This window comes from Accumulibacter sp. (assembly GCF_036625275.1).
Lineage (GTDB): Bacteria > Pseudomonadota > Gammaproteobacteria > Burkholderiales > Rhodocyclaceae > Accumulibacter.
In genome coordinates, this window is record NZ_JAZKUD010000151.1 from 1 (window position 1) to 5,338 (window position 5,338).

7 protein-coding genes and 1 pseudogene are annotated in these 5,338 nt (G+C 63.9%); 2 read left to right on the forward strand and 6 right to left on the reverse strand.

Annotated features, from left to right (window positions below):
- Positions 1 to 114: 114 nt before the first annotated feature.
- Positions 115 to 2,241, forward strand: a pseudogene (locus V5B39_RS21565) (efflux RND transporter permease subunit); the annotation flags it as partial.
- A gap of 157 nt (positions 2,242 to 2,398) precedes the next feature.
- On the forward strand, positions 2,399 to 2,662 hold the full coding sequence (locus tag V5B39_RS21570; protein WP_287463456.1) for a type II toxin-antitoxin system RelB/DinJ family antitoxin: 264 nt from the start codon (positions 2,399 to 2,401) through the stop codon (positions 2,660 to 2,662).
- 47 nt (positions 2,663 to 2,709) lie between these two features.
- Here the strand turns inward: V5B39_RS21570 and V5B39_RS21575 are convergent, their stop codons facing one another.
- The 6 genes from V5B39_RS21575 to V5B39_RS21600 all read right to left on the reverse strand — a co-directional run.
- Positions 2,710 to 3,387: a DsbA family protein gene (locus V5B39_RS21575; RefSeq protein ID WP_332344878.1), complete on the reverse strand. Its 678-nt coding sequence runs from the start codon at positions 3,385 to 3,387 to the stop codon at positions 2,710 to 2,712.
- Positions 3,384 to 3,824: a disulfide bond formation protein B gene (locus tag V5B39_RS21580; RefSeq protein ID WP_332344879.1), complete on the reverse strand. Its 441-nt coding sequence runs from the start codon at positions 3,822 to 3,824 to the stop codon at positions 3,384 to 3,386. The genes V5B39_RS21575 and V5B39_RS21580 overlap by 4 nt, the downstream gene beginning before the upstream one ends.
- Positions 3,825 to 3,838: 14 nt before the next feature.
- Positions 3,839 to 4,303, reverse strand: coding sequence for a copper chaperone PCu(A)C (locus tag V5B39_RS21585; RefSeq protein WP_332344880.1), 465 nt, complete (start codon positions 4,301 to 4,303; stop codon positions 3,839 to 3,841).
- Entirely contained in the window at positions 4,300 to 4,776 is a 477-nt protein-coding gene (gene lspA / locus V5B39_RS21590) for a signal peptidase II (RefSeq protein WP_287463460.1), read from the reverse strand. The genes V5B39_RS21585 and lspA overlap by 4 nt, the downstream gene beginning before the upstream one ends.
- A gap of 71 nt (positions 4,777 to 4,847) precedes the next feature.
- Positions 4,848 to 5,033, reverse strand: coding sequence for a DUF3703 domain-containing protein (locus V5B39_RS21595; protein WP_169072196.1), 186 nt, complete (start codon positions 5,031 to 5,033; stop codon positions 4,848 to 4,850).
- Between the two features lie 61 nt (positions 5,034 to 5,094).
- On the reverse strand, positions 5,095 to 5,338 hold a 244-nt coding region (locus V5B39_RS21600; RefSeq protein WP_332344881.1), incomplete at its 5' end, for a P-II family nitrogen regulator.

Here is a 5,338-nt window from a genome sequence, read left to right on the forward strand (position 1 = left end):
ACTGCTCGCCGGCACTGTCTTCAAGAACGGCGTTTCAGTGACTGACGACGACGATCAACAGCAGCGGCTAGCCGCCTGATTCAGCCAATGCCTACAGCATTCCATACACCAGATTTGACTTTAGCCCTTTGCGTGATCTTCCTGATGCACGTGCGCAGCGCGCTGGTCGCCATCCTGACCCTGCCGATCGGCATCCTGATCGCCTTCATCGCCATGCGTACGATGAATATGGGTTCGAACATCATGAGCCTCGGCGGCATCGCCATCGCCATCGGCGCCATGGTCGATGCGGCGATCGTGATGATCGAAAATGCCCACAAGCGGCTCGAGCACCTGCCGCCGCACGCGACGCGGCACGATCGAGCAGCGACCATGATCCGGGCCTGCAAGGAAGTCGGGCCGGCGCTGTTCTACTCCTTGCTGATCATCACCGTCTCCTTCCTGCCGGTGTTTACCCTTGAGGGCCAGGAAGGGCGGCTGTTCAGTCCGCTGGCCTTCACCAAGACCTTCGCCATGGCCGGCGCGGCGGTATTGTCGGTGACGCTGGTGCCGGTGCTGATGATGTTCTTCATTCGCGGGCGGATCATGCCCGAGCAGAAGAACCCGGTGAACCGCTTCCTGATCTGGGTGTACCGGCCGATCATCCAGTCGGTGATGCACAACAAGATCGTTACCCTGGTGCTGGCGGGCGTGGCGATGGCGGTCACCGTGGTGCCGGCCAGCCGCATCGGTTCGGAGTTCATGCCGACGCTCAACGAAGGCTCCTTGTTCTACATGCCGGCCTCGCTGCCCGGCATGTCGGTGACCGAAGCCGCGCGCCTGCTGCAGACCACCAACCGCGTCATCAAGACCTTCCCTGAAGTCGAGTCGGTCTATGGCAAGGCTGGCCGCGCGGCCAGCGCCACCGATCCGGCGCCGATCGAGATGTTCGAGACGGTGATCAACCTCAAACCCGAGAAGGAATGGCGGGCCGGTCTGACGGTCGACAAGCTGATCGCCGAGATGGACGCTGCGCTCAAGTTTCCCGGCGTTGCCAACTCGTGGACGATGCCGATCAAGGCGAGGATCGACATGCTTTCGACCGGCATCCGCACGCCGGTCGGCGTCAAGGTCTTCGGCAAGGAGCTGGCGGTGATCGAGAAGGTCGCGCGCGAGATCGAACAGGCGGTGAAGGACGTGCCCGGCACGTCGAGCGCCTACGCCGAGCGGGTCACCGGCGGCTACTATCTGGACATCACGCCGAAGCGCGAGCAGCTGGCACGCTACGGGATCACCGTCGGCGACTTCCAGCAGGTGATCAGCAGCGCTCTCGGGGGCGCGACGGTGACCACCGCCGTCGAGGGCCTCGAGCGCTACAACGTCACCGTGCGCTATCCGCGCGCACTACGCGACGATCCGCAGCGCATCGCCAACGAGGTCTTCGTCCCAGGCAATGCCGGGATGATCCCGCTCGGGCAACTGGCGAGCATCGAGCTGCGCAACGGCCCGCCCGGGATCAAGACCGAGAATGCGCTGCTCGCCGCCTACGTCTTCGTCGACATCCGCGATCGCGACGTCGGTTCCTACGTCAAGGATGCCCAGAAGGCGGTGGCCGACAAGGTCAGCTTTCCGCCTGGCTATTACGCCACCTGGTCGGGCCAGTTCGAGTACATGGAGCGGGCCAAGGCCAAGCTGGCCCTCGTCGTGCCGCTGACGCTGGCGATCATCTTCGTGCTCCTCTACCTCAACTTCCGCCGCCTGACCGAGACGCTGATCGTGATGCTCTCGGTACCCTTCGCGCTGGTCGGCGGCATCTGGCTGATGTGGTGGCTGGGCTACAACATGAGCGTCGCGGTGGCGGTCGGTTTCATCGCGCTGGCCGGCGTCGCCGCCGAGACCGGCGTCGTCATGCTGATCTACCTCGACCAGTCGTGGCAGGAGATCACCGCCAAACGTCGCGCCGAAGGACAAGATCCGAGCGCCACGGACCTCTACCACGCAATTATGGAAGGCGCCGTCGAACGCGTGCGGCCGAAGATGATGACCGTGGTGGCGATCATGGCCGGCCTGCTGCCGATCATGTGGTCGACCGGCACCGGCTCGGAAGTGATGAGCCGCATCGCCGCGCCGATGGTCGGCGGCATGGTCTCCTCGACGGTGCTGACCCTCTGCGTCATCCCGGCACTGTATGCGCTGGTCAAGCAGTGGCAGTTGCGGCGGAGTCTGGCAAGGCCGGCGGTGCAAGTGCTGAGTGCGGACTGACTCACGGCCGTTGCTTCGCCCTGTCGAAACCATTGTTTGCGACGCTTTGCCGGTCGTGTGGGCAACCGATATTTTCCGACATCCGGTCAACACGCAAGGGATGCGTCATGGCGTCTCGTGGGCTGCAATGTAGCTCACCAAACTGGAGGATCAGAACATGTCCGAAAATGCTGTTGTCCGTGTCAGAATCAACGAGCACATCAAGGAAGAGGCGACCGCCGTGCTTGCGGCGATGGGGCTGACCGTGTCGGACGCCTTCCGCATCATGCTGACCCGAGTCGCACGCGAGAAGGCACTGCCGTTCGAGCCACTGGTTCCCAACGTCGATACTATCGAAGCGATGAAGGAGGCGCGCAATGGTGGCCTGAAGTCGTTCGCCACCGTCGAGGACCTGATGGCGGACCTGAATGCGAAAGATTGATCACACTGGCCAGTTCAAGCGTGACTACAAGCGCGAAACCAAGGGACTTACCGTGCTTTGTTTTCCGTTTTCTGAGACGACCCCTTCTTGAGCTCTTGCTCGACAAGCGCCTTCAATGGCGCCTCGCCGAAGTCACGCAAGGGCGTGCCATTGACGAAGAAGCCCGGCGTGCGATTCACCCTCAGCACCTGCATGTCGGCGATGTCCTGCCGCAGCATCTGGTCGACGGCCGGCCCATCGGCATCCGCTCTCGCCTTCGCCATGTCCAGGCCGATGTCGCCAATGACGTCCCAGATCAACAGCGGCTGGGGCCGGTCATGCGCGGCCCACTGCGGCTGCACAGCCAGCGCCCGCTCGAGCGCCTCCCAGTATTTGTCCTGCAGCCGCGCCGCCTCGATGATCCGCACGGCCGTATCCGACCCGTGGTGCAAAGGCGCATAGCGCACGACGAGCCGGACCTGGCCGAAGCTCGCGTTGACGATGCGCTTGACGATCGGATAGAAGGCGCTGCAGGCCTCGCAGGACGGATCGAAGAACTCGACGATCGTCACCTTGGCCGCCGGATTGCCGTAGATGGGCGAGTGCGGCCTGACCAGCGCGTCGCTGTGCGTCTGGGCCGCCGCCGTCACCTCCTGGTTCGTGCGCCCCGTGAAGACCACGACCCCTGCCGCGAAGGCCAGAACGACCACGGCGACCGTCGCCAGAACCATCCACTTCCTGCTCATGCCTTTGCCCTCCTCATTGAAAACCACAGCAGCACCAGGATGCCGCTGAACGCCGCCAGCGACAGCAGCGGAATCGGCATCAAACCGGCCACCTGCACATCGATATCGGTGCAGGACGATCCCTGGCCGCAGGGCACGAGGCCCTCGGACACCACGCCCCAGAAAACCATCAGGTGGTAGGCAGCGATGCCCCATCCCACCGCGGCCAGTGGCAAGGCGTAGCGCGCACAGCGAGGGTCCGAGGTGAACAAGCCCATGCCGAGCACCAGCACCAGCGGAAACATCGCGATGCGCTGATACCAGCACAGAACGCAGGGTGTATTGCCCATAACCTCGCCCAGGAACAGTGCGCCGGCCGTGGCCAACAACGCCAGCAGCCAGGCCAGGAACAGCGGTGTCCAGAACGTGGCATACCGGCCGCCGTGGCGCGGCCCCACCGACTGTGCTGTGCTCATCGTTCGGGCGGGGCGAAACTGGCCATTGCATTCGCTTCGACCGTCGACACGCGGCCGTCGGCCGCCTTGAACGAGAGCGTCAAGGGCACGACCTCCCCCACCTTGATCTGCTTCTTCAGCCCCATCATCATGATGTGCAGTCCACCGGACTTCAGCTCGTTCGTCTGGCCGGCCTTCAAGGGAAGTTGATCGACTGCGCGCATGCGCATGATGTCCTTGTCCATCGACATCTCGTGCACTTCGACGACACGGGCGACCGGCGAGCTGACGCCGGTGAGAACGACATCTTTGTCGGCGGTCAGGCGCATAAAGGCGCCCGTGGCCGACTGGCTCGGCACGGTCGCACGCGCCCACGCCCCGTCGACCCGCACCTGCGCATGGACGGCTGACGCCGCACCCAATATCAACAAGGCTGCGGCGATGCGCGCAAGTCGACGATTCGAAACAGCAATGCTCATCATCCAGTACTCCCTTGTCCGGTTTGTTGCCCGTTTGCGCCCGGCCTGAACGCCGCCAGCACCAGCAGCGCCGCGCTGCCGACGATGAAGATGTCCGCCAGGTTGAAGGCAGGCCAGTGCATGTCGCGCCAATGCAGATCGAGGTAGTCGACCACCGCGCCAATGCGAACCCGGTCGACGACGTTGCCCAGCGCGCCACCGATCAGGCCGACATAGGCCACGCGCTCGACAGGACTGCCGACGCCGCGCCACAGCAGCCCGGCGAGCACGACACTGACGGCCACGCCCAGCACGGTCAGCGCGTGGCGCTGCCATCCGCCGGCGTCGGCCAGGAACGAAAACGCAGCGCCCGGGTTGAGAACATGGACCAGATTGAACCACTCGGTGACCGCGATGCTCGCGCCCAGCGGCAGATTCTGCGCGACGATCCACTTGACGCCCTGGTCGAGCGCCAGCATTGACGCGGCGATCACCATCCACAGCCACCAGCGGTCGCTCGAGGCGGCGGCCACAGGGCGGGGTTGCGCCGCCCTTGCAGAAGGGGAGGTCATTGGTCGCGGTCCTGCAGCAGCCGTTTCAGGTCGGGAGGGATGGCCATCGGCGCGAAGGCGCTGACGTTCGCGCCACCGGTGTAGCCAATTGGCAGGCAGCCGACCAAGTGGCCGAGCGGCCCCAGCGCGAGTCGTAAACTGTGGCCAGTGGCCGTTGCCCCGATCGTTATCATAATTTCCATCTGGCCATCATACGTCCGGCTTGAGGGTGAAGCTTCGGAAAGCTGCAAGTTGGACAGGCTTTCAGCGAATTTCAATTGCCTTCGTCACCTCGCTCACAAAGATCCAGCCGGCGTCTGGCAGACCCGTATGCGCCGCTGTCGTGATGGCGCCAATCAGCTCGTCGGCCACTTCATCAGTACATACGAGGTCCAGTTTGTATTCGGAGACGACGGCTTCGGCAAGATCCAGGGAGTAGTGCTGCTGCGCTGGGTCCTCACTCGCCAAGGGCCGCTGCACCTGGGAGACCGTGATGTTGTGATAGCTG

What these genes read in the sequence shown, in the direction of transcription:
- V5B39_RS21570 (WP_287463456.1), top strand. Translation starts at nt 2,399, where the DNA reads ATGTCCGAAAATGCTGTTGTCCGTGTCAGAATCAACGAGCACATCAAG.
- V5B39_RS21575 (WP_332344878.1), bottom strand. Translation starts at nt 3,387, where the DNA reads ATGAGCAGGAAGTGGATGGTTCTGGCGACGGTCGCCGTGGTCGTTCTG.
- V5B39_RS21585 (WP_332344880.1), bottom strand. Translation starts at nt 4,303, where the DNA reads ATGATGAGCATTGCTGTTTCGAATCGTCGACTTGCGCGCATCGCCGCA.
- lspA (WP_287463460.1), bottom strand. Translation starts at nt 4,776, where the DNA reads ATGGTGATCGCCGCGTCAATGCTGGCGCTCGACCAGGGCGTCAAGTGG.
- V5B39_RS21595 (WP_169072196.1), bottom strand. Translation starts at nt 5,033, where the DNA reads ATGGAAATTATGATAACGATCGGGGCAACGGCCACTGGCCACAGTTTA.